General features: G+C 70.7%; 21 protein-coding genes. 12 read left to right on the top strand and 9 right to left on the bottom strand.

All coding sequences use genetic code 11. From position 1 onward, the window contains the following. Positions 1-35: 35 nt before the first annotated feature. Positions 36-1208, bottom strand: coding sequence for an endonuclease/exonuclease/phosphatase family protein (locus ACN20J_RS38435; protein WP_189840696.1), 1173 nt, complete (start codon positions 1206-1208; stop codon positions 36-38). Between the two features lie 164 nt (positions 1209-1372). Here ACN20J_RS38435 and ACN20J_RS38440 point away from each other — a divergent pair, with 164 nt between their 5' ends. Together ACN20J_RS38440 and ACN20J_RS38445 are read left to right on the top strand one after the other, a co-directional pair. Then, a complete protein-coding gene (locus ACN20J_RS38440; RefSeq protein WP_189840697.1) occupies positions 1373-2116 on the top strand; it encodes a response regulator transcription factor in 744 nt (247 codons plus the stop codon). Next, complete coding sequence (locus ACN20J_RS38445) at positions 2109-3215, top strand: sensor histidine kinase (protein WP_189840698.1); 1107 nt, start codon at positions 2109-2111, stop codon at positions 3213-3215. Before ACN20J_RS38440 ends, ACN20J_RS38445 begins: the two co-directional genes overlap by 8 nt. Before the next feature lie 14 nt (positions 3216-3229). On the opposite strand, the gene thrS is transcribed toward ACN20J_RS38445, so the two are convergent. Beyond that, positions 3230-4501: a threonine--tRNA ligase gene (gene thrS / locus ACN20J_RS38450; RefSeq protein ID WP_419667682.1), complete on the bottom strand. Its 1272-nt coding sequence runs from the start codon at positions 4499-4501 to the stop codon at positions 3230-3232. 282 nt (positions 4502-4783) lie between these two features. Here thrS and ACN20J_RS38455 point away from each other — a divergent pair, with 282 nt between their 5' ends. Continuing rightward, positions 4784-5911 (top strand): aminoglycoside phosphotransferase, encoded by a 1128-nt coding sequence (locus tag ACN20J_RS38455; RefSeq protein WP_419667683.1) that lies wholly within the window; start codon positions 4784-4786, stop codon positions 5909-5911. 66 nt (positions 5912-5977) lie between these two features. Here the strand turns inward: ACN20J_RS38455 and ACN20J_RS38460 are convergent, their stop codons facing one another. Beyond that, positions 5978-8068 (bottom strand): autotransporter, encoded by a 2091-nt coding sequence (locus ACN20J_RS38460; protein WP_419669028.1) that lies wholly within the window; start codon positions 8066-8068, stop codon positions 5978-5980. A 269-nt stretch (positions 8069-8337) separates the two neighbouring features. Here ACN20J_RS38460 and ACN20J_RS38465 point away from each other — a divergent pair, with 269 nt between their 5' ends. From ACN20J_RS38465 to ACN20J_RS38480, 4 genes are all read left to right on the top strand, one after another. Continuing rightward, on the top strand, positions 8338-9435 hold the full coding sequence (locus ACN20J_RS38465) for a family 43 glycosylhydrolase (RefSeq protein WP_419667684.1): 1098 nt from the start codon (positions 8338-8340) through the stop codon (positions 9433-9435). Position 9436: 1 nt separating this feature from the next. Beyond that, complete coding sequence (locus tag ACN20J_RS38470) at positions 9437-10849, top strand: RICIN domain-containing protein (RefSeq protein WP_419667685.1); 1413 nt, start codon at positions 9437-9439, stop codon at positions 10847-10849. A gap of 18 nt (positions 10850-10867) precedes the next feature. Beyond that, positions 10868-11911, top strand: a complete 1044-nt coding sequence (locus ACN20J_RS38475; protein ID WP_189840703.1) for a rhamnogalacturonan acetylesterase — start codon at positions 10868-10870, stop codon at positions 11909-11911. An 84-nt stretch (positions 11912-11995) separates the two neighbouring features. Continuing rightward, positions 11996-13750: a DUF2264 domain-containing protein gene (locus ACN20J_RS38480; protein ID WP_419667686.1), complete on the top strand. Its 1755-nt coding sequence runs from the start codon at positions 11996-11998 to the stop codon at positions 13748-13750. A gap of 9 nt (positions 13751-13759) precedes the next feature. On the opposite strand, the gene ACN20J_RS38485 is transcribed toward ACN20J_RS38480, so the two are convergent. Further along, positions 13760-14182, bottom strand: a complete 423-nt coding sequence (locus ACN20J_RS38485; RefSeq protein WP_189840705.1) for a hypothetical protein — start codon at positions 14180-14182, stop codon at positions 13760-13762. A gap of 282 nt (positions 14183-14464) precedes the next feature. Here ACN20J_RS38485 and ACN20J_RS38490 point away from each other — a divergent pair, with 282 nt between their 5' ends. The 3 genes from ACN20J_RS38490 (at position 14465) to ACN20J_RS38500 (ending at position 16236) form a co-directional block, all read left to right on the top strand. Next, the gene (locus ACN20J_RS38490) at positions 14465-14887 is read left to right on the top strand and encodes a hypothetical protein (RefSeq protein WP_419669029.1); all 423 of its coding nucleotides are present in this window, start codon (positions 14465-14467) and stop codon (positions 14885-14887) included. Continuing rightward, entirely contained in the window at positions 14884-15735 is an 852-nt protein-coding gene (locus ACN20J_RS38495) for an isocitrate lyase/PEP mutase family protein (protein ID WP_419667687.1), read from the top strand. Before ACN20J_RS38490 ends, ACN20J_RS38495 begins: the two co-directional genes overlap by 4 nt. Before the next feature lie 78 nt (positions 15736-15813). Beyond that, positions 15814-16236, top strand: a complete 423-nt coding sequence (locus ACN20J_RS38500) for an NUDIX hydrolase (protein WP_190227032.1) — start codon at positions 15814-15816, stop codon at positions 16234-16236. On the opposite strand, the gene ACN20J_RS38505 is transcribed toward ACN20J_RS38500, so the two are convergent. The 4 genes from ACN20J_RS38505 to ACN20J_RS38520 form a co-directional block, all read right to left on the bottom strand. Beyond that, positions 16223-16948 (bottom strand): hypothetical protein, encoded by a 726-nt coding sequence (locus tag ACN20J_RS38505; RefSeq protein WP_419667688.1) that lies wholly within the window; start codon positions 16946-16948, stop codon positions 16223-16225. The genes ACN20J_RS38500 and ACN20J_RS38505 overlap by 14 nt on opposite strands. Positions 16949-16964: 16 nt before the next feature. Continuing rightward, the gene (locus tag ACN20J_RS38510) at positions 16965-18359 is read right to left on the bottom strand and encodes a hypothetical protein (RefSeq protein ID WP_259333596.1); all 1395 of its coding nucleotides are present in this window, start codon (positions 18357-18359) and stop codon (positions 16965-16967) included. Between the two features lie 145 nt (positions 18360-18504). Beyond that, the gene (locus tag ACN20J_RS38515) at positions 18505-19098 is read right to left on the bottom strand and encodes a TetR/AcrR family transcriptional regulator (protein WP_361915279.1); all 594 of its coding nucleotides are present in this window, start codon (positions 19096-19098) and stop codon (positions 18505-18507) included. Between the two features lie 125 nt (positions 19099-19223). Then, entirely contained in the window at positions 19224-20177 is a 954-nt protein-coding gene (locus tag ACN20J_RS38520) for an alpha/beta hydrolase (RefSeq protein ID WP_419667689.1), read from the bottom strand. A 216-nt stretch (positions 20178-20393) separates the two neighbouring features. Here ACN20J_RS38520 and ACN20J_RS38525 point away from each other — a divergent pair, with 216 nt between their 5' ends. Next, on the top strand, positions 20394-21266 hold the full coding sequence (locus ACN20J_RS38525; protein WP_419667690.1) for a helix-turn-helix domain-containing protein: 873 nt from the start codon (positions 20394-20396) through the stop codon (positions 21264-21266). Between the two features lie 56 nt (positions 21267-21322). On the opposite strand, the gene ACN20J_RS38530 is transcribed toward ACN20J_RS38525, so the two are convergent. Further along, positions 21323-21814 carry an FBP domain-containing protein gene (locus tag ACN20J_RS38530; protein ID WP_419667691.1) on the bottom strand — a complete coding sequence of 164 codons (492 nt, stop codon included), beginning with the start codon at positions 21812-21814 and terminating at the stop codon, positions 21323-21325. Between the two features lie 71 nt (positions 21815-21885). Between ACN20J_RS38530 and ACN20J_RS38535 the strand changes: the two genes are divergently transcribed. Then, positions 21886-22455, top strand: coding sequence for a TetR/AcrR family transcriptional regulator (locus ACN20J_RS38535; protein WP_189840712.1), 570 nt, complete (start codon positions 21886-21888; stop codon positions 22453-22455). The last annotated feature ends 10 nt before the right edge of the window (positions 22456-22465 follow it).

Here is a 22465-nt window from a genome sequence, read left to right on the forward strand (position 1 = left end):
ACGGGCTCAGGTGGAGTTGGAGGGGTACGCGGTGTTCACCAGCTGATCCTGGCCGCCACCGGCAGGTGGTCGCTGCCGGTGTCCGGCAGTACCCATGAGCTCTGGGGCTCCACGCCGCGGACCAGGATCTGGTCGATCCGTACGACCGGGAAGCCCGCCGGCCAGCTGAAGCCGAAGCCGTCCCCGGCCGTCTCCTGGGCCGAGCGCAGCTGTGAGGTGAGGCCGGCGAACGCGCGGTCGTCCGTCGTGCCGTTCAGGTCGCCGAGCAGCACCACCCGCTCGTTCGGTTCGGCGGCGACGGCCTCGCCGAGCTTCTGCGCGCCGTCGTCCCGCTGGCTCGTCGACAGGCCCGCCTTGGGATTGACGCGTACGGACCCGAGGTGGGCCACGTACACCGCGAGCGGCCCCTGGTCCGTGGCCACCGTGGTGCGCAGCGCCCGGGGTGTGGCCGCCTTCTCCTCGGCCGACAGGTTCCTCGCCAGCGGCCCGGCCATGCCCAGCATCGCGACGTCGACCGTCCGGGTGTCCGACAGCGGGCGCTTGCTCCACAGCCCGACCGTGCCCTTCACCGCGTGGTACGGGTACGCCTTCGCCAGGCCCTTCTCGTACGCGCCCCGGGCCTGCCCGGTCAACTCCTCCAGCGCCAGCACGTCCGCCCCGGAGGCGGCCAGGTCGCGGGCGGTGCCGGCCGGGTCGGGGTTGCCGGCGCCGACGTTGTGGCTGACCACGGTGAGGTCGCCGCCCGGGTGGGACTTGTCGCTGAGCACGCCGCCGAAGAGGGCCACCCACACCGTGACCGGCAGCAGCAGCGCGACCACCGCGGAGGCCGAGCGGCGCCACAGCGCCCCGGCCAGCAGCACGGGGACGAACAGTCCGAACCACGGCAGGAAGGTCTCCACCAGGCTGCCGACGTTCTTCAGCCCGTCCGGGATCCGCGCGTGCAGCAGCATGAGCAGGCCGAGGAGCAGCGCGAGCGCCGCGAGGACCGGGCCGCGCTTCCAGGGCTCAGGCCGGGAGACGGCGCGGATCGCCCGGCGGATGCCCGCGCGCCAGCCACCGGAGTCGCCGTCCTGGGAGTCGCCATATCGGGAGTCGTCACGCCGGGAGTCGCCGTCCCGGGAGTCGGCGCCGCCCTGACCGACCTCCGCCGTGTCCCGCGCGTCGGCGGTCACGGGTTCCTGAGTGTCCTGCTGGGGGGTGGTCGTCATCGCGTGGAGGCTCCCGGTCGACGGGGCCGAAGCCGGCCACGGCCGGTTCCTGTTCCTGCTGGTTCGCTGCTGGACATGCCCCCAGTCAAGGCAGTGTGGTGTTGCGGGCACGTATGCGGTTTTCGATATGTCGGCGATATGCGTCGGCTCGTAGCATCGGGCGTATGCGTGTGCTGATCGTCGAGGACGAGCCCTTTCTGGCGGAAGCCATCCGCGACGGCCTGCGCCTGGAGGCGATCGCGGCCGACCTCGCGGGTGACGGCGACACCGCTCTGGAACTGCTCAGCATCAACACGTACGACATCGCCGTCCTCGACCGCGACATCCCCGGCCCCTCCGGTGACGAGATCGCCAAACGCATCGTCGCCTCCGGCAGCGGCATGCCGATCCTGATGCTCACCGCCGCCGACCGGCTCGACGACAAGGCCTCCGGGTTCGAGCTCGGCGCCGACGACTACCTCACGAAACCTTTCGAACTCCGGGAACTCGCGCTCAGGCTCAGAGCACTCGACCGCAGGCGCGCCCACAACAGGCCGCCCGTGCTGGAGATCGCGGGTCTGCGCCTGGACCCGTTCCGCAGAGAGGTCTACCGCGACGACCGCTACGTCGCGCTGACGCGGAAGCAGTTCGCCGTGCTCGAAGTCCTCGTCGCAGCCGAAGGCGGCACCGTCAGCGCCGAAGAACTCCTGGAACGCGCGTGGGACGAGAACGCAGACCCGTTCACCAACGCCGTGCGCATCACAGTCTCGGCCCTGCGCAAGCGGCTCGGCGAACCCTGGATCATCGCCACCGTGCCGGGCGTCGGCTACCGCATCGACACGCAACCGGAGGCCGGGCAGGGGGCCGGGCACGAGACCGGACACGGGCCCGGACAAAGGCCCGGACACGGGGGAGGTGACCGTGGATAGGCGGCCCGGTGTGAGCGTCCGCCTCAAACTCACCCTCAGCTACGCCGGATTCCTCATGATCGCCGGCGTCCTGCTGCTCGGGGCGGTGTGGGTGTTCCTCCTGCGTTACGTCCCCGATCGGGCCATGCTCAAGAACCCCGACGACAGGCCCGACGGTGTCTTTCCCATCCGGTCCGTCCTCCTGGACGTCTTCGCTCCGAGGGCGGCAGCGGTACTGGTGTTCCTTCTCTTCTTCGGTCTCCTGGGAGGGTGGATCCTCGCCGGCCGCATGCTCGCCCCGCTGACCCGCATCACGGACGCCACCCGCACCGCCACGAAGGGATCGCTCTCCCACCGGATCCGGCTGCCGGGCCGCAAGGACGAGTTCCGCGAGCTCGCCGACGCCTTCGACGCGATGCTCGCCCGGCTCGAAGCGCACGTCGCCGAACAGCAGAGATTCGCGGCCAACGCCTCGCACGAGCTGCGCACCCCGCTGGCGGTCTCGAAGGCGCTCCTCGACGTGGCGCGCGCCGATCCGGACCAGGACCCCGGCGAGGTCATCGACCGCCTCCACGCCGTCAACACCCGGGCGATCGACCTCACCGAAGCACTGCTCCTGCTCAGCCACGCCGACCAGCGGTCCTTCACCCGGGAACGCGTCGACCTGTCCCTCCTGGCGGAAGAGGCCATCGAGACACTCCTCCCCCTCGCCGAGAAGCGTGGCGTCACCTTCGAAACCTCCGGCGACATCACGCCCACCCTCGGATCGCACGCGCTCCTGCTGCAGCTGACCACGAACCTCGTACACAACGCGATCGTCCACAACCTGCCCGAACAGGGCACGGTGTGGGTCGACACCGGCGCCCGCCCCGACACCGTGGTGCTCACCGTCGAGAACACCGGCGAGAAACTCACCCCACAGCAGGCATCGACCCTCACCGAACGATTCCAGCGCGGCACCGAACGCGTACACACCGACCACGCGGGCGTCGGCCTCGGCCTGGCCATCGTCAAGACCATCACCCACGCCCACGACGGAACACTCACCCTCACCCCGCGCCCCGACGGCGGGATCCGCATCACGGTGGAACTACCGGCCGCGGCCTCCGGAGCGACCTGACCCAAAGGCCCTGGTCAGGCCGAGCCGTCCCACAGTTCGGCGCTGTGTGCCCCGGTCAGTGCCGCGACCCGGTCGACGACCTCCTCGGCCGGTCGCGGGTCGAGACGGCGGCCGTCGCGCAGACGGAGTGCCACCCGGTCGTCCACGGCCTCCTTCGCACCGATCACCGCCTGGTACGGGACCAGACGGGACTCCCGGATGCGGGCACCCAGGCTGCCGCTCTCCGGGCCGACGACCTCGGCCCGCAGCCCCCGTTCGGCGCAGCGGCGAGCGAAGGCGGCGGCGTTCGGGAGCTCCGCGTCCGAGATCGGCAGGATCACCAGCTGGGTCGGCGCGAGCCAGGGCGGGAAGGCCCCGCCGTGCTGCTCGACGAGGTGCGCCACGGCACGCTCCACGCTGCCGATGATGCTGCGGTGGACCATGACCGGCCGGTGCTTGGCGCCGTCCGCGCCGATGTAGTGCAGGCCGAACCGCTCGGGCTGGTGGAAGTCGACCTGCACGGTGGAGAGGGTCGACTCCCGGCCCGCGCCGTCGGCGACCTGGACGTCGATCTTCGGACCGTAGAACGCGGCCTCGCCCTCGGCCGCCTCGTACGGCAGCCCCGAGCGGTCCAGGACCTCGGTCAGCAGCGCGGTGGACCGTTGCCACAGCTCGGGGGCGGCGACGTACTTGCCGCCGGGGCCGGGCAGCGAGAGCCGGTAGCGGACCGGGTCGATCCCGAGCGCCTCGTAGGCCCGGCGGATCATTTCCAGCGCCGCCCCCGCCTCGTCGGCCACCTGGTCCAGGGTGCAGAAGATGTGCGCGTCGTTGAGCTGGATCGCCCGTACGCGGGTGAGGCCGCCGAGTACGCCGGACAGCTCGGAGCGGTACATGCCGCCCAACTCCGCTATTCTGAAAGGGAGTTCACGGTAGCTGTGCGGTCGGGAGCGGTAGATGACCGCGTGGTGGGGACACAGGCTCGGGCGCAGCACGACCTGCTCCGAGCCCAGTTCCATCGGCGGGAACATGTCCTCGCTGTAGTGCGACCAGTGCCCCGAGATCTCGTACAGTTCGCGCTTGCCGAGCACCGGCGAGTACACGTGCCGGTAGCCAGCCCGCCGCTCCTCCCCGCGGATGTACTCCTCCAGGGTGTGCCGCACGGTCGCGCCGTCGGGCAGCCAGTACGGCAGCCCCGCCCCGATCAGCGGATCGGTGTCGAACAGGTCCAGCTCACGGCCGAGTCTGCGGTGGTCGTGACGGTTGCCGTGGTCCTGGCCGGGGCCGCTGTCGGTGATGTTGTCGTTCATGGTGGTGGTCTCCTCGTGGACGGGAAGATGTCCGGGCGAGTGACCGGGAACGCCGAAGCCCCGGGGCACTCGCCCCGGGGCTTCGGACTGGCTCATGAGTCAGCGCGCCGGGACACTCTCCGGCGTCGTCGTCATATGGGCGCGCTTCATGACGGGGACGGTAGCAAGGGGACGGGGGAGTGCGCGCGGGGTTTTTCTCCGCGCACCGGCCGGGGCTCGTCCTCCCGGCCGCCGGGTGCCGTCCTCCCGGCCCCGGCCCGCCCGGCCTTTTAGGATCACCGCATGAGTGACGCCGCACCGCTCACCCCGCAGCTCGCCGACGAGGTCCGCGATGTCTTCCAACTCCCGCCCGAACAGGCCGAGTTCACGCCCCTCACGCACAACCCCAGGAACGGCGTCACGGCCGGCGTCTGGCGCGTCGCCGCCGGCGGGCGCTCCGCCGTCCTGAAGTTGCTGACGCGCGCCAAGGACACCACCGAGACCTGGGCGGCCTCGGAGGACCCGCGCCACTGGAACTTCTGGCGGCGCGAGGCCCATGTGTACGAGGAGGGGGTCGCTCGGGTCTGGCAGCCGTGGGGCATCACCGCGCCCGACCTGCTGGCGTCTGTCGAACGGCCCAACGGAGAAGTGGCGTTGTGGTTGGAGGACGTACGCGAAGGCGAACCCGCCACGTCATGGCCGGTCGCGCGGCACGCCCGGCACGCCGAGCGGCTCGGCGCCGCCCACGGCAGGGCACTGGCGGACGGCGTGGTCCTCGACCGGCCCTGGCTCAGCCGCCGCTTCCTGCGGGACTACACCTCCGGCCAGACGGTGGGCCGGGAGCTGCTCGACGACGACACGGCATGGCAACAGCCCCTCGTACGCGACCACTTCCCCGACGGACTGCGCGAGCGGATGGTGCGGCTGCACCGCGAACGCGAGTGGTTCCTGCGGACCATGGAGTCACTGCCCCGGGTCTTCAGCCACCTCGACCAGTGGCCCGCCAACCTCGTCTCGCGCCAGGGCGAAAGCGTCCTGCTGGACTGGGCGTTCGCCGGTGACGGCGCGCTCGGCGAGGACATCGGCAACTACATCCCGGACACGGTCTTCGACCTGTTCCTGCCCGCGGCCCGGCTCCCCGAGCTGGCGACCGCCGTGTACGAGGCCTATGTACGCGGCCTGCGTGCGGGCGGCTGGCAGGGCGACGAGCGTCTGGTCCGCCTCGGTGTGTGCGCCTCCGCCGTCAAGTACGACTGGCTCACCGCCCTGATGCTGTCCCGCGCGAGCGACGAGCGGCAGCTCGACTACGGCGGCGGCCGTACCGTCGAGGCCGAGCGCCGCTACCGGGAACGCGGAGTGGTGCTGGCGTTCCTGGCGGACTGGGCGGACGAGGCGCGGCGGCTCGCGGACGACCTGGGTTTCCCCCGCTGAACACGGTCGCCCGCCGAGCCTCACGAGCTCTGGAACGGGTGTCCCCTCCCCGCGAATCACCGCGGATCACCGCGCCGACGCGTGCCGTCCGCCCTTCCCACGCGCCCGCCGACGCCTGGTCACCGGGATCATCAGCGTGGCCAGCAGCCCCAGCGCGGCGGCGATCAACCACCACGCATGCGGTATGGGGCTCTCGTCGGCAGCGTTCTGCGTACGCGCGGCCTTCGGTACGGCCGACTCCGCGGCGGCGCGGGCGGTCGCGGACGGGCTCGCGGTGGTGGCGGCGGTCAGTACGACGTCGTTGCCGTCACCGCCCCGGTAGCTGATCCGGTACTTGGCCTTGCCGACCTCGACCGCGGCGCCTTCCTTGAGCCCGGTGAACGTGCCGGTCGTCTTCGCTTTGCCCGAGTGGTCGATCAGCGTGACCGTGTTCGTCTTTGTCTTGGCGTCGGCCTTCGTATTCGCGTCGGCCTTCGCCTTGGAGGGAGTGGCCGAGCGGGCGTCCAGCTTCCCCGCCAACGCGACCTTGCCCCCGACCCTCAACGCCCCACCCCCTACGACGAGTTGACCACCCGCCCGCTGCCTGTAGTCCCCGGTCACCGTCACCCCGCCCGAGACCTTGCCCGTACTCGTCACAGAGCCGACGACCGTGCCCTTGCCGGACAGGGAGGTGGTCAGGTTCAGCGCCGCGCCGGGTGCCTTGCGGACGTCGAGCCGTGCGCCGGCGGCCGTGAGGCGGATCGCCCTGCTGCGGGCCAGGCCCGTCCCGTCGAGAGCGAGCGTGCCCTTCGTGACGGTCGTCGTCCCGGTGTACGTCACCGCCGGGCCCGTCAGTGTGGTCGTGGCCGCACCCGACTGCGTGAGGGACCCGCTGCCGCTGATCCGGGACAGAGCCGGCGACTTGGAGGTGTTGCGGAGCACCAGCGACCCGTCGTTGACGACCTTGTACAGATCGCCCTTGGTGTAGAGCCCGCCGTCGCCGCCCGCCTTCCCGCTGCCCAGCCGCAGAACCGCGCCCTTCTGGACGGTCGTGGAGCCGTCGTAGAACTGGACGGCGGCGAAGGTGACGTCGTTGCCCTTGGTTCCCTTGATGACGACGTCCCCGGCGCCGGGCGCGGACAGCGTGTCGTGGAACCGGCCGCCGCCGATGGGCGCGCCGAGCGTCACGGGTCCGTTGTAGTCGAAGGTGAGCAGTGAACGGGCCCTGGCGGCAAGCAGGTTGATGTAGACGGTCTCGGCCGTCCCCGGCATGAAGATCTTGTTCGTGGTCCCGTCGCCCCACTGGACGTTGGCACCCTTGATGTTGGTGCCGCGCTTGTTGACGTTCTTCGTCGCGGGCCGCCAGTTGAGCGCCGGGTCGCTGAGCGAGGGGTTGGTGTCGCCGCCCTGGTTCGACCAGCTGTACTGGCCGGTGAGTACGACCTTGCTGCCGGGCCGCGACTGGACGTTGATGTCGCTGCCGTACTCCCGCTGGTAGAAGTTCTGCCGCAGGGTGACCGTCTGGCCGAGCGGGGTGTCGACGGTCCAGGTGCCCTGGTTGAGGACGGCGCGGGCGTTCGGCAGGGACACCGGGTACTCGGACTTGCCCGCGTCCATGGCGGTGCCGTTGTCGATCACCCCGGTGAACGGGTGCGTACCCGCGATGTCGAGCTTGCCCCACATGAACCGCGGCTGGCTGACCAGCCCCGAGCCGCTGATCGTGCCGAGGTTGAAGGTCCGTACGAGGGAGAGCCGCAGGGTTCCGTCGACCCTGACGTTGAGCTGGTTCAGTTGGTAGCCGGGGGTGTTGTACGGGAAGTGCCCGATCAGACCCGTGCCGCCGCCCGTGCCGTACTGGAGGGTCGCCCCGCGCTCGACGGTGATCGCGGGCGGGTCCGGGTTGCTCACGGTGGTGTACGGGTGGTTGCCGCCCTGGGTGGCGACCCGCTGCCGCTGCCGGGACTTGGGCAGCGTGAAGTCGCTGTCCTTGGTGAGGACCAGGGTGCCGGAGCCGCGCACGGTGAGCGTGCCCTCGCCCCGGAACACCCCGTCGTACGTGGTCTCCCCGGCCGGCACGGTCACCACGGTGTCGCCGCTCAGCGTCACGTCCCGGTCGGCGAGCACCGCCGCGGTGACGTCCTTCGCCCCGGCGGGTGCCGCGACCGCGCCCGGTGCCATGACTCCTGTCGCGACGACGACGGCGAGCGCTCCGCCGACTCCCGCCGCCCGTACGCGAATCCCTGCCGCCGGTACGCGGATGTTCTTGTTCACGTCCGTGGAGACGGGCGTGGCCCGGGGCGGATAACAGAAACTTCGGTCGCAAAAGTTTCGCTCCCCGGTTCTCTCCCGAACCGTTGACCTCCCCGGAACGGACCCTTACGGTTTCGGCGTTTCTTAATGTCAGATGTTGTTCGAAATTGTGAACCTGAGCGTGGAGGGGCACACGCATGAGCCGCAATGACGACGTCGACCCGTCCGAAGTCCCCAGCCGCAGACTCCTCCTGAAGGGCGCCCTGGCCGCGGGCGCCCTCACGGCCGTCCCCGGGGCCGGGGTCGCAGCCGCCGAGGCCGCCACGAACGGGGCCGGATCCGGCGGCCGGTATGTCAACCCGCTCGTCCGCAACCGAGCCGACCCGCACATCCACCGACACCGGGACGGCCACTACTACTTCACGGCCACGGCCCCCGAGTACGACCGGATCATCCTGCGCCGCTCCCGCACCCTGCGCGGGCTGACCGGCGCCGCCGAGTCGGTGATCTGGACGAAGCATGCGAGCGGTGACATGGGCGCGCACATCTGGGCGCCGGAGATCCACCACATCGACGGCAAGTGGTATGTCTACTTCGCCGCCGCGCCCGCGAACGACATCTGGGCCATCCGTATCTGGGTGCTGGAGAACGCGAGCCGCGACCCCTTCCGCGGGGAGTGGGTCGAGAAGGGCCAGTTGAAGACGGCGTGGGAGACCTTCTCCCTCGACGCCACCACCTTCACCCACCGGGGCACCCGCTACCTCGCCTGGGCGCAGCACGAGCCCGGCATGGACAACAACACCGCCGTCTGGCTGTCTGAGATGGCGAGCCCCTGGACCCTGACAGGTCCTCAAGTTCGGCTCACTACACCCGAGTTGCCGTGGGAAGTGATCGGCTTCAAGGTCAACGAAGGGCCGTCGGTCATCAAGCGCAACGGCCGCGTCTTCATGTCGTACTCGGCGAGCGCCACCGACTTCAACTACTGCATGGGTCTGCTGACCGCCGACGCCCACAGCGACCTCATGGACCCCGCGAACTGGTCCAAGTCGCCCACCCCCGTCTTCACGAGCAACGACACCACCAAGCAGTACGGCCCGGGCCACAACAGCTTCACCGTCGCCGAGGACGGCCGCACCGACGTCCTCGTCTACCACGCCCGCCAGTACAAGGACATCGTCGGCGACCCGCTGAACGACCCCAACCGGCACACCCGCATTCAACGGCTCGGCTGGAAGCCCGACGGCACCCCCGACTTCGGCATCCCCGTGGCCGACACCTCGAAGGAGAGTGTCTGAGATGAGACGTGCGTACGCGGTACTCCTGGCCCTCTGTCTGGCGCTGGCCGGCGCCCTCGCCACGGCCGGTCCGGCCCAGGCGGCACCCCAGACCGTCACCAACGGCACCCAGTTCACCGACACCAGCGGCAACCCCCTGCACGCACACGGCGGCGGGGTCATCAAGGTCGGCTCGTACTACTACTGGTTCGGCGAGAACCGGAACACCGACAACACGTTCCGGTACGTGGACGCCTACCGCTCGACGGACCTGAAGAACTGGGAGTTCCGCAACCACGTCCTCACCGAGGCGAGCGACCCGGAACTGGCGACCGCGAACATCGAGCGGCCGAAGGTCATGTACAACGCGTCCACCGGCAAGTTCGTGATGTGGATGCACAAGGAGAACGGCGTCGACTACGGCGAGGCCCGCGCGGCGGTCGCCGTGTCGGACACCGTGGACGGCAACTACACCTGGCAGGGCAGCTTCCGGCCGCTCGGCACGCACATGTCCCGTGACATCACGGTGTTCGTGGACACGGACGGCGCCGGCTACATGATCTCCGCGGCCCGCGAGAACTACGACCTCCAGATCTACCGCCTGACCGCCGACTACACGGGCATCGCGAGCCTGGTCGCGGACCCCTGGCACGGCGGCCACCGCGAGGCCCCGGCGCTCTTCAAGCGCAACGGCGTCTACTTCATGCTGACTTCGGGCGCGACCGGCTGGAACCCCAACCAGCAGCAGTACGCCACCGCCACCAGCATCGCCGGTCCGTGGACGGCCATGACGAACGTCGGCGACTCGACGACCTACGGCTCACAGACCGCGTACGTCCTTCCTGTACAAGGGAGTTCGGGCACCTCGTACCTCTACATGGGCGACCGCTGGGGCAACGCGTTCGGCGGCACGGTCAACGACTCCCGTTACGTGTGGCTGCCGTTGACCTTCCCGAGCTCGACGACGATGTCCATGTCCTGGTCCCCGGAGGTCACCGTCGACGCGACCGCCGGGACCGTCACCGGAACCAGCGCCACCTACAACACACTGATCGCCCGCCACTCCGCCAAGTGCGCCGACGTGACCAGCCAGTCGCTGTGGGCGGGCGCCCAGATCAAGCAGTACACCTGCAACGGCGGCAACAACCAGAAGTACTGGTTCAAGTCCCTGGGCAGCGGCTACTACCAGCTGAACGTGCGGGGCAGTTCCCTGTGCGTACAGGAGAACGCCAACACCGTCACCCAGGAGAACTGCAGCTCCTCGGCGACCAACCAGCAGTGGTCGCTCACCACCAGCGGCTCCTACGTGACCATCACCTCCCGCGCGAGCGGCGAGTGCCTGGACGTGAACGGCGCTTCCACGGCCGACTCCGCCGCGATCATCACGTACACGTGCAGCGGAGCGACCAACCAGCAGTGGACCCGAGGGACTTGACGGAATCGAGGAGTCGCGTTGAGACGCACGACGATCACCTTCCTGGCCACGCTGACCATCGCCACGGCCCTCTCCGCCGTCCCGGCCCACGCACACGGCCGCGGGTCGGGCATGGGGATGGAGAACTGCACCGCGACCGCATGCCACTTCGACGTGGCGCCCGGCACGTACGACGTACGCGTCCGGCTCGGCGGTGACACCGCGGCGAGCACCGGCATCACGGGCGAGACGCGGCGCACCCTGCTCGCCGAGACGCCCACCGGGGCGGGCGAGCCGGTGACCCGCACCTTCACCGTGAACGTCCGCACACCCGAGGGCGAACCCACCGGCGTCGAGGGCACGCCCGGCCTCGACCTGGTCGTCGGCGGCTCGGCGCCCGCGCTCGCCGACATCAGGGTCACTCCGGCCGCCGTCCGGCACACCCGCCAGATCTTCCTCGTCGGCGACTCCACGGTCTGCGACCAGCCGGGCGACCCCTACTCCGGCTGGGGCCAGCAACTCCCGCAGTACCTCCGCAAGGGCGTCTCGGTCGCCAACTACGGGGATTCCGGGGAGAGTACGGTCACCTATCTCGCCGACCCGCGGCTCTTCGCGACCGTCCAGCCGCTGATACGCAAGGGCGACCTCGTCCTCATCCAGCTCGCCCACAACGACAAGCAGACCGACGAGGCGACGTACCGCGCGAACCTCGAAGCGCTCGTCGCGGGCGTACGGGACAAGGGTGGCCGACCGGTTCTGGTCACCCCGATCGTCCGCCGCTGGTTCAACAGCGACGGCACTCTCAACAACGGCACGGCCCTGCTGGTGAACGGCCTCGGCGTCGACCATCCGGCCGTCACCCGCTCGGTCGCCGCAGCGCATGACGTGCAGCTCATCGACCTCACGGCCAGGACGAAGGCCCTGGTCGAGTCGCTGGGTGTCGAGGGCTCCAAGGCGCTCTACCTCTACAACGAGAAAAGGGACAACACACACACCTCCGCGTACGGAGCGACGGCGTACGCGGAACTTGTCCGCGACGAACTACTTGCCCAACACCTGGTGCCCGAGCGCCTGGTGAGGTGAGCTGGACTCCTGGGGCGTCCCGTCCGGAACCGGGGCGTCCCAGGTATCGCCCGTTCCACCCGAGCGAGACAGGAAGCCCGACCGATGTCCGCAGGCTCCTCAAGCCCCGCAGGCCCCGCCTGCCCCGCCGGAATCCCCGAGGACCGCGCCCTCAGCCCGTACACCGGCTACACGCGCGCGCATTGGGAGGCGGCGGCCGACTCCCTGCTCGCGGCCGTGGAACCGTACGCGACCGAGGACCGCGCCCTCTACCACCTGCCCGGCGAACACACGAGCTGGTCGGGCCGCCTCTCCGACGGCCTGGAGGGATACGCCCGTACGCTGATGCTGGCGGCCTTCCGCCGCGACGAGAAGGCCCTGGAGCGGTACGCCGAGGGTCTCGCCGCCGGAACGGCCGGTATCTGGCCGCGCATCGAGGACCGCAGCCAGCCCCTCGTCGAGGCCGCCTCCATTGCCCTAGCCCTCCGCCTCACCCGGCCCCTCCTATGGGACCGCCTCGACGACGGCGTACGGCAGCGGGCCGCGGCCTGGCTCGGTGACGCGCTGACGGCCGAACCATGGCCCTGCAACTGGGAGTTGTTCCCGGTGACGGTCGGCGGCTTCCTGGAGGAGATCGGGTACGAGCCCACGCTGTCCCGTGCCGCGATCGACCGGGGCCTCGACCGCATCGAGCAGTGGTACGTCGGCGACGGCTGGTACACCGACGGCGACGGGCGCGCCTTCGACTACTACAACGGCTGGGCGATGCACTTGTACTCGGTGCTGCACGCCTGGCTGGCCGACGACGAGCGGCTGCTGGACCTCTACGGAGGCCGCCTCTCGGCCCATCTCACCGACTACGCCCGCCTGTTCGGCGGCGACGGCGCACCGATGCACCAGGGCCGCTCACTGACCTACCGCTTCGCGACGACCGCCCCCCTCTGGCTGGGCGCGTTCACCGGCCGTACGCCCCTGTCGCCGGGCGAGACGCGGCGGCTGGCGTCCGGCGCGCTGAAGTACTTCCTCGACCGGGGAGCCGTCGACGACCGCGGCCTGCTCACCCTCGGCTGGCACGGCCCCAACTCGGCTGTCCTGCAAGGCTATTCGGGCCCCGCCTCCCCGTACTGGGCGAGCAAGGGCTTCCTCGGCCTGCTGCTCCCGCCGGACCACGAGGTGTGGACGGCGACCGAGGAGCCCCGACCGACGGACCGGGCCGACGAGTCCCGCCCGATCGGCCCGCCCAACTGGCTTCTTCAGTCGACGAGTTCGGACGGCCTGGTCCGCCTCCACAACCACGGCAGCGAGGACGTCCGTTACGACCCGTACTACACGCGCCTCGCGTACTCGACGGTGACGACGCCCTCACCGTCGTACGACAACAGCGTGATCGTCGGAGACGACCCGAGCCGCACCGGCATCGAGCCGTTGGGCGTGGGTGAGGGCTGGGCGGCCTCCCGGCACACGACGGCCTCCGGTGCCCGCGTGACGAGCCTCGTGCTGGCCGAGGGCGCGGTGGAGGTACGCGCGTTCCGGGTGTCGGGCGCGCCCGAGGGAACGGCGGTACGGGTTACAGGATGGGCGGCGGGGGAGAGCGGCGCGCGTGCCGAACTCCAGCCAGTCCAGGGACTGTTGAGCGCGTCCGACGGCTTGACCGGCGTCACGTCCGCCGCCGACACCGTCTTCGTCGCGCTCGCCCGTCTCACCGCCGAGCCGGCCCCCGTTCCGCTGGGGGAGTCGGTGACCGTGACCGTCGTGGACGGGACGAACGAGCTCCACGTCCGCTGGCGCGGTGGGCGCGAGGTGCGGGCCCGGCTGGACGACGGGGCGGTCGCGGTCAGGACCACCCGACCGGGTGCCTGAGCGTGCGGATCACAGGCGTGGGTTCTGCGGCAGCCGTGTGATCCCGACGAACATGGCCACGAACACCGCCGTCGCCGGAGCGAAGACGGCGAACTCGCCCCAGTGGGAATCGTCGAGACCCGGCTCCATCGTGGACAGCAGCCGGGCGAGACCCCAGCAGGCCGCTCCCGAGATCAGGAAGGCCGGCCAGCGGTGCCGCACACCCTTGCCCACGTCGTCGAGCGTGCCCACCCAGACGACCACCGTCATGATCGACGGCGTCAGGACGTCGTCGTCCGGAGTGAACACCGCGAAGAGGGCCCCGACAGCCAACGCGAACAGCCACGCCCGTACCAGGGGCAGCGCCGCGGCCGGACGACGTGGCATGTCCCGGGGCAGCCAGAAGAACCGGCGCACGCTCCGGACGAAACCGTGCTTCCCCTTGTCGGCCATCGCGCCGTCCTCCCCCGTACTGAGCACGCAGGGGTGCCCGGCGCTGGTTGAGACGCCCGAGTCCTGGCCGGGGTTGCACGGAGGGATGGGGTCCGCCTCAGGGTCCCGGACTGTTCGGCGGGCGCCGAAGCGTTCCGCCCCTAGCGTTGCCGTATGACCACGTCCGAAGCACACCCAGTACCCGGAGCGGCTGAAGCCCCCGCAGCCCCGACAGCACCTGCGGCGCCGGTGGAGGATGCCCCGGCCACCGACGACCGCGACCCCGCGCAAGCCCTCACCGCCATGGTCGACCACGTCCTGGCCCTGGCCGCGACCTGGACCGTCTGGGACGGGACGCCCGCCCACGTCGACGACCGTGTCTACACCCCGCACAAGGCCGTCCGCAGGGTCGCCGACCACCTGGTCGATCACCTCGCCGAACTGGAGGCCCGGCTCGTCGGCGAGCGCCCGCTGCCCGACCACTGGCACGCCTCCGCGACGACCACACCGGCCGATCTCGCGCCCTTCACGCAGGAGGACCTGGACGAGGCCCGCAGCAGGCTCGGCCGGTTGGCCCGGATGTGGGCGAACCGGTTGTCCGTGCTCACCGAGGAACAGCTCGACCACTCGCCCGGCGAGGGCTGGACCTTCCGCCAACTCGCCTTCCACCTCACGGGATCCACCTACTACGCCGACGCCGTAGGTGACTTGGGCGGCACGCCGTGACCGCCTTCGCCGCACTCCACCACGCCGACACCCCGCTGCTGCTCCCCAACGCCTGGGACCACGCCTCGGCGGCAGCGCTGGCCGCCCAGGGCTTCGCGGCGGTCGGCACGACCAGCCTGGGAGTGGCCGCGGCCGTCGGACTGCCCGACGGGACGGCGGCGACCCGCGACGCGACGCTGAACCTGGCCCTGGCACTGGGCAGCGGCCCGTTCCTCCTCTCGGTCGACGCCGAGGGCGGCTTCAGCGACGACCCGGACGAGGTCGCCGGGGTGGCCCGCGAACTGGCCGCCGTAGGAGCCGCGGGCATCAACCTGGAGGACGGCCGCCCCGACGGCACCCTGGCACCCGTCGAACTCCACGCGGCGAAGATCGCGGCGGTGAAGTCCGCCGTACCGGGCCTGTTCGTGAACGCCCGGACCGACACCCACTGGCTGGGCAACGGGGGTGACAGCGATGGCAGCGATGCCATGAGCGGTGTCATGAGCGATGTCGGTGGTGACATGGACGACACGAGCCGCCGCCTCGACGCCTACCAACAGGCGGGCGCCGACGGCGTGTTCGTCCCGGGCCTCTCCGAACCGTCCCGGATCACCGCCCTGTTGAAGACCCTGGACGTTCCCCTCAACATCCTCTACTCGCCGACGGGTCCGACCGTGCCCGCTCTCGCCGACCTGGGCGTACGCCGTATCAGCCTCGGCTCGCTCCTCTACCGCAGGGCGCTGGGCGCGGCGGTGGAGACGGCGGCCCTGATCCGGGCGGGCCGGTCCGTCGAGGGGCCGGCACCGACGTACGACGAGGTGCAGGCGTTCGTACGGCCCGCCTCCCAACGGCCGGACACCCTTGGGTGACCCTGGTAGCGTTGATGTTTTCGTGGGTATAGAACCCTGTGGACTCCGACCGGCGAGGAACCGAGGGACCGAGGAACCATGGACATGGAGATCCCCGGCGACAAGCGACTGGCGGCTGCCGTCGTGATGCACGAAGGCTGTGTGCTGTTGGTGCGCCGCAGTGAGACCGAGCGGTTCCTGCCCCTGGTGTGGGGCGTTCCCTGCGGAAAGCTGGAGCCCGGCGAGAGTCCCGAGGACGGGGTGCTGCGGGAGCTCAAGGAAGAGACGGGCCTGCTCGGCGAGGTCGTCCGGAAGGTCGGCGAATCGTCGTTCGTGAGCGAGTACCAGGGGCACGAGATCAAGAATTGGCAGGACAACTTCCTGGTCAGGCCCCTCTCCTGGCACATCACCCTCCAGAAGCCGGATCAGAAGTACGTCTGGCTGAGCCCCGCCGAGCTGCACAGCGTCGACATCGACGCGTACAACCTGGACATCGTCCGACAGGCCCTCACGAGCTTCTGAGCAACTCCGCCAGTGCGTCGAGTTCGGCCAGATAGTCGGCCACGTCGAGCGGCACCTTCGGCACTGCCTCCGGATGCGGACCCGCCGCCGTGAACACGTCGGTGTGCTGCCGCCGTCCGTTCCCCGTCTCCAGGAAGAGCGTCACCGTCGGCTCGGCCGTGTCGCACCAGGCCCGGTGCAGGGTGTGCGCCGGCAGGGCGTAGGTGCTGCCCGCCGCGTACTCCGCGACCTGCGTGAGGTGCAGCCGGGCCGGGCCCGTCGGCTCCAGCAGCCAGTCGGCCGACTCCTCCGCCAAGGACTCCCGGTAGCGGTCCGCCTCCACGCTGCCGCCCTCCCGGGGCGCGTACAGCTCCATCGCCAGCCGCCCCCGTACGACATAAGAGGCAAGCGGGGAACGGTGGTTGTGGATGTCCTCCTTGCCGATGGCCCCGCGCCCCGCGTGCCACAGATGGGCGCGCAGCATGTGGTGCGGGCCGCCGTCGATGAGCAGGAGCTTGTCGAAGCCGAGGACATGGCGGTACGAGTACCGGGCGCAGCCGTCCGGATCGCCCTCGCCGGAGGCGAGTTCGGCGGTCAGCTCCAACAGGCGGTCGGGGGAGCCCAGTTCGGCGACGACCGCGCGGGCCGCCAACACCCGTTCGTGTTCGGGCAGTTCGCCGTCCAGTGCCTCGGCGAGCAGCCTCCGCGCCGCCAGGACCTGCCGACCACCCATGCACGCTTCTCCTGTCTCAGCCATTCGGTTGGTATACCCATACGGCATGCGCCCGCAGCGCCGATAGACCCTGATAGGTCATCCACATGGGGCGACGCAGCTCGCTGGTGTCGTCGCGGACCCAGGTCCATATGCCGTCCGTCTGTCCCGCCCACACCGCGCTCACCGCGCCGCTCAGGCGTTCCCGCCACTCCTCTTCCAGGCCGTCCTCGCGCGCGATGTCCCGGGCGCCGGGGGTGAGCAGGGCGCGGACGACCCAGGAGGCGGTGAAGTGCCGTACGTTCAGGACCTCGTGGCGGGACGGGTCGTCGGTGCGGGGCCTGCGCACCTCCTCGCGGAGGTTGGCCAGATCCAGGCAGGCGTCGTGCGGGGCGTCCGGGCAGGCCAGCAGCCAGCGCACGCCGTCCTCACGGGCCGCGCGGCCGTTGGCGCTCTCGCCGCCCAGCACCCGGGCCGCACGGTCCAGGGCGACCACGGCCTGTGCGGTGTGCAGCGGCGACGGCGGGCCGTGGAAGGGCGCGAGCCGGTAGCCCCAGCAGCGGCGGTGCTGGCGACGCGGATCGGTGACCGCGCCCTCGATGAGCGCGTCCCGCAGCAGCGGCAGGGCGTCCGAATCCGGCGCGGCACGCAGCAGACCGCGCAGCACGGTCGTCACCACATGCGTCAACTCTCGCCCCGTACGGTCCAGTTCATGGGTGAAGCCCGCCTCGCAGACCGCCACCTCGGCGGCCAGCCGCTCCCGCGAGGCGCCCGCCCGGGCCAGCGCGCCCAGCACCAGGGCGGTCACCTCCGGGCGGGCCTGGGAGCCCTGCGAGCGCGCCGACCAGCCGCCGTCGGGCAGCCGCAGCCGCCACAGCGTGTCCACCAGGTCGCCCGCGCCGATCCGGCCCTCGGGCATCCCGAGGTCGAGCATGATGTGCAGGCCGTACGCGGTACCCACCGAGGTCGGCCGGCCGGGACCGCTCTCGCCGAGGGAGTGCGACCACCCGGTGAGCCGCCCTCGGACCGGGTCGTCGACCACGCAGACCTGTTCGGCGAGGGTGTCGTACGCGGCGGAGAAGAGCGCGGAGAGCGGTCCCGGCCCCGAAAGGGCGGAGCCGGTGCCCGTCAACTGCCCTGTCAATGCAGGGGTGTTGTCCGAGTCCGCGTACCGGGACCGGAGCAGCGCCGCCGACAGCCAGGCCGCGACGGCCGTCGCGAGCCCGCTCACCACGGCGATCGCGTACCGCGCGGACTCCCCGTCGATACTGCCCGGCAGCACCCCGACCAGGGACTGGAACACCGCGTAACCGGCCGCCGCGCAGCCCAGGCCGCCCAGCCAGCGCACGATTCGCGCGGGGCGCGGGCCGTGGGGCAGATGCGGATCGGGATCCGGCCTGGACGGGCCGCGTCGGAGCTGCTGTTGGGACACTGCGCGCTCCCTCCCCCAGGGCGGCACCTGAAACCGGCGAAGTTTCCAGTCTAAGTGGTCAGGGGGGCACCTGGGGTAGGGCAGGTCAAGGGCAACTCACGGGCAACTCACGGGTGAAAGGCGCGAGTTCATCGTGGCAGGTCAGTCAGTTGTCCTCGCCACTACGGGCGTTCGTCGTCGGCCAGTTCTCCAGCAGCACATGGAGCGCGTCGATCGTCCGGTTCCAGGACGCCTGTACGTCACGGGGCGCGCCGAAGCCGCCGGAGGCCTCCAGGGCGCAGTAGCCGTGGAACGTGCTCCTCAACAGGCGGACGGCGTCGGTGAGATCGGGTTCGTCGAGGCCGTACGCGCGGAGCATCCCGTACGTGACCTCGGCGGTCCGGGCGAAGGCGGGGGACGCGGCGACGAGGGACTGGTCGATACGGATCTGGGTGGCCGCGTACCGGCCCGGCCGCTCCAGCGCGTACGCACGGTAGGCGTCGGCGAAGGCGGCCAGGGCGTCCTTGCCCGCCCGTCCGGCCACCGCCGTGGAGATCCGGTCGATCATCTCGCCACCCGCGAGGAGCGCCACCCGGGTGCGCAGGTCGTGCAGGCTCCTGACGTGCGAGTACAGGCTCGCGTCCTTCACACCGAACCGGCGGGCCAGCGCGGACAGCGTGACGCTCTCGAAGCCGACCTCGTCCGCGAGATCGGCGGCGGCCTCGACGAGCCGGTCGGCCGTGATCCCGGCACGGGCCATCATCAACCATCTCCTAAGGGTTCTAGCCAGAAACCTGGAGATGGTAGCAAGCGAGGCGGCGGGTCCCGGCCTTGGATCCCGGCCTTGGATCCCGGCCTTGGATTCCGGTCTCGGATCGCGGGCGGTCAGCCGGCCAGGTGCTTGCCGAAGAACTCGGTGAGCCTGGCGACGGCGGGGGTGACGTACTCGTCCCTGTCGTACAGGTCGATGTGGGTGGCGCCATCGATGACGAACAGTTCCTTGGGCTCGGCCGCCCGCTCGATCGCCTCCCGGCTGAAGTAGGCGGTCTCCGCCTCCGAACCGGCGATCATCAGCAGGGGCCGGGGCGAGATGAGCCGGATCAGCGCGTACGAGTCGTACTGGGCGAGCAGGTCGACGCTGCGCAGCACCCACCCCTGGATGGCGCGGGGGTGGTGGCCGCGCGGGGTGCGGTAGAAGTCGTACGTCTCCCGGAACTGCCTGGTGGCCGTCTCCAGCAACTCCTCGGCGTTGTCGGGAATCCACGCCTCCAACTGCGGGGCCGCGCCGCGCGCTTCCGCGGTGCGCAGGGCACCGGCCCGGTCGAGCATGGCAGCGAGGACCGCCGGGTCCTGTGTGCGGCCCAGTCCCTCACGGATCACCGAGCCCATGTCCGTGGCGCTGACCGTGGCGACGCTCCTGATGCGGTGGTCGGTCTGCGCCGCGTAGGGGACGTAGCCGCCGGACGCGCAGATGCCCAGAGCCCCGATGCGGTCCGGGTCGATGTCGTCGCGGGTGGTCAGGTAGGACACGGCTGACTTGATGTCCTCGGCCCGCTGGAACGGGTTCTCCAGACCGCGCGGCTCGCCCTCGCTCTCGCCCTGGTGGGCGGCGTCGAAGACGAGCGCGGCGAACCCGGCAGCGGCCAGCCGCTCGGCGTAGATGCTCGGGCTCTGCTCCTTCACGCCGCCTCCGGGATGGGAGATGACGACGGCGGGCAACCGGCCGCCGACGTGGCCATCGGGAGTACCGGGAGCACCGGGAGAATCGGGAGAATCGGGAGTGAAGAGAATCCCGGCGAGGGTGAGGTTGTTGCTGGGGAAGGTGACGTCGGCCTTCATGTTCCTGTGTCTCCTGGGTGCGGGTGCGGGTGCGGGTGCGGGTGCGGGTGCCGAATTGCCGTGACGGCTTCGGGGAGGTCCGTCCGCCGGTCACGTCATCGACACTCGCACCCGGTGCGCAGGCGGATAAGGGGCGACTTCTGTCCTCGGACAGCCCTGTCCTGGGACACGTCAGGCCCCCTGTCACAGGCATGGCCGTCTGTAAGACTCGTACCTATGAGCAGCGGCAACGCGCACCACAGTGAGCTGGGTGCCTTCCTCAAGGCGCGGCGCATGGAGCTGAGCCCGGCCCAGGTCGGGCTGCCCGATTCGCCGGGCGGCAGGCGCAGGGTCAAGGGGCTGCGCCGGGAGGAAGTGGCCCTGCTGGCGTCGATCAGCGCCGACTACTACACGCGCCTGGAACAGGGCCGCCGCCAGGCCTCCGAACCGGTGTTGGACACCCTCGCGCGTGTTCTCCGGCTCGACGACAGCGAGCGCGCCTACCTGTTCGAGCTGTCGGGCAAGGACGCGGCCCGGCCCCGCCGACGGACCACGCAGAAGGTCGAGCCGCAGCTACGGCGTCTGCTGGACGACCTGGCCACCACACCGGCCGTCGTCCTGGGCCGGCGCACGGACATCCTCGCCTGGAACCCCATGGCCGCCGCCCTGTTCACCGACTTCGCGCGGATCCCCGAGAACAAGCGCAACTTCGTACGGCTGGTCTTCCGCGACCCGGCCATCAGGGCGCTGTACCCGGACTGGGACTGGGTGGCACAGACGAGCCTGGCGCAGCTGCGCATGGAGGCCGCCCGTGACCCGCAGGATCCACGGCTGGTCGAGTTGGTTGGTGAACTGTCGCTCCAGGACCCCGACTTCAGGCGGTGGTGGGGTGCCCATCGCGTCGCGGTCCAGGGCACGGGCACGAAGGTCCTGAACCATCCGATCGTGGGGGAGCTCACCCTCGACTGGTCGTTCCTCACCTCCACCGCCGATCCCGACCAGCAGCTCATCACCCTGACCGCCGAGCCCGGCACCCCCAGCCACGACCGGCTGCGCATCCTCGCCTCCTGGGCCGCGCAGACAGCCGGCCAAACCGCGGCGGACCACTAGACGCCGGGTCGGCCTTGCCCGGCGCCGGCTGCTTCACGCGGTGACTGTCGGCTGGTTCACGCGGTGACCTTGGCGATGAACGCGCCGAGGTTCGCGACGGTCCGCTCGATCTTCTCCTCCAGGGTGAGCGACTCGGGGAGCCGCGCGCCGACGCCCGCGTCCTTCTTGCCCCGCACATACAGCGGGCAGGCGAGGTCGCTGCACATGTAGGCGCCCACGGAGTTGCCCTGCTGCCCCGCCTTGCCGGCCTTCGCGGCGACGAGGAGCGAGACGCCACCGGTGTGGGTGGTCAGGCATATCGAGCACATGCTGCGCCGCGTCTGCCAGGAAGCGGCGCCGGCGCCGCGCAGCGCTAGCGCCACCGGGCGGCCGTCCAGCTCGGTGGCGAGGTAGGCGCGGTCGGGGGCCTGGGGATCGCGCCAGCCGAGGAAGTCCAGCTCGTCCCAGGGCCGTTCGGCCAGGTCGCGGGGGATGGACAGGCGCTTCGACTCGCCCTTGGTGCAGTTCACGAACGCGGTACGGATCTCTTGCTCGGTCAGCGGCTTCATAAGAGCCAGGCTAATTTGCCTAAAGGTGTTAGGCAAATGCATAATGGTTGTCGGCAAGAGGGAGGATGGTTATGGTTCGAGTGGGGCTGACCACGGAGCGTCTGACCTGGGCGGGGGCGGAGCTGGCCGACGAGGTCGGTTTCGACCAGGTGACCGTCTCGGCGCTCGCCCGGCGGTTCGACGTCAAGGTCGCGAGTCTGTACTCGCACGTGAGGAACTCGCACGACCTCAAGACCCGGATCGCCCTGCTCGCGCTGGAGGAACTCGCCGACCGGGTCGCCGCCGCCGTGGCCGGCCGGGCCGGCAGGGACGCCTTGGCCGCCTTCGCGGACGCCTACCGCGACTACGCCCGGGCGCACCCTGGCCGCTACGACGCCGCCCGGCTCAGGCTCGACCCCGAGACTGCGGCCGCGAGTGCCGCGGTGCGGCACTCGCAGATGACGCGGGCGATCCTGCGCGGCTACGACCTGACGGAGCCGGACCAGACGCACGCGGTCCGGATGCTGGGCAGCGTCTTCCACGGCTACGTGAGCCTGGAGATGGCCGGGGCCTTCAGTCACACCGCCGTCCCCTCGCAGGAGTCCTGGGCCTGGACCCTGGACTCCCTCGACACGCTGCTGCGCACCTGGACCACGACCTGAGGCTGAGGCA

The sequence above is a fragment of the Streptomyces sp. 2-1 genome, assembly GCF_048564895.1.
In the GTDB taxonomy this organism is placed as follows: domain Bacteria; phylum Actinomycetota; class Actinomycetes; order Streptomycetales; family Streptomycetaceae; genus Streptomyces; species Streptomyces phaeochromogenes.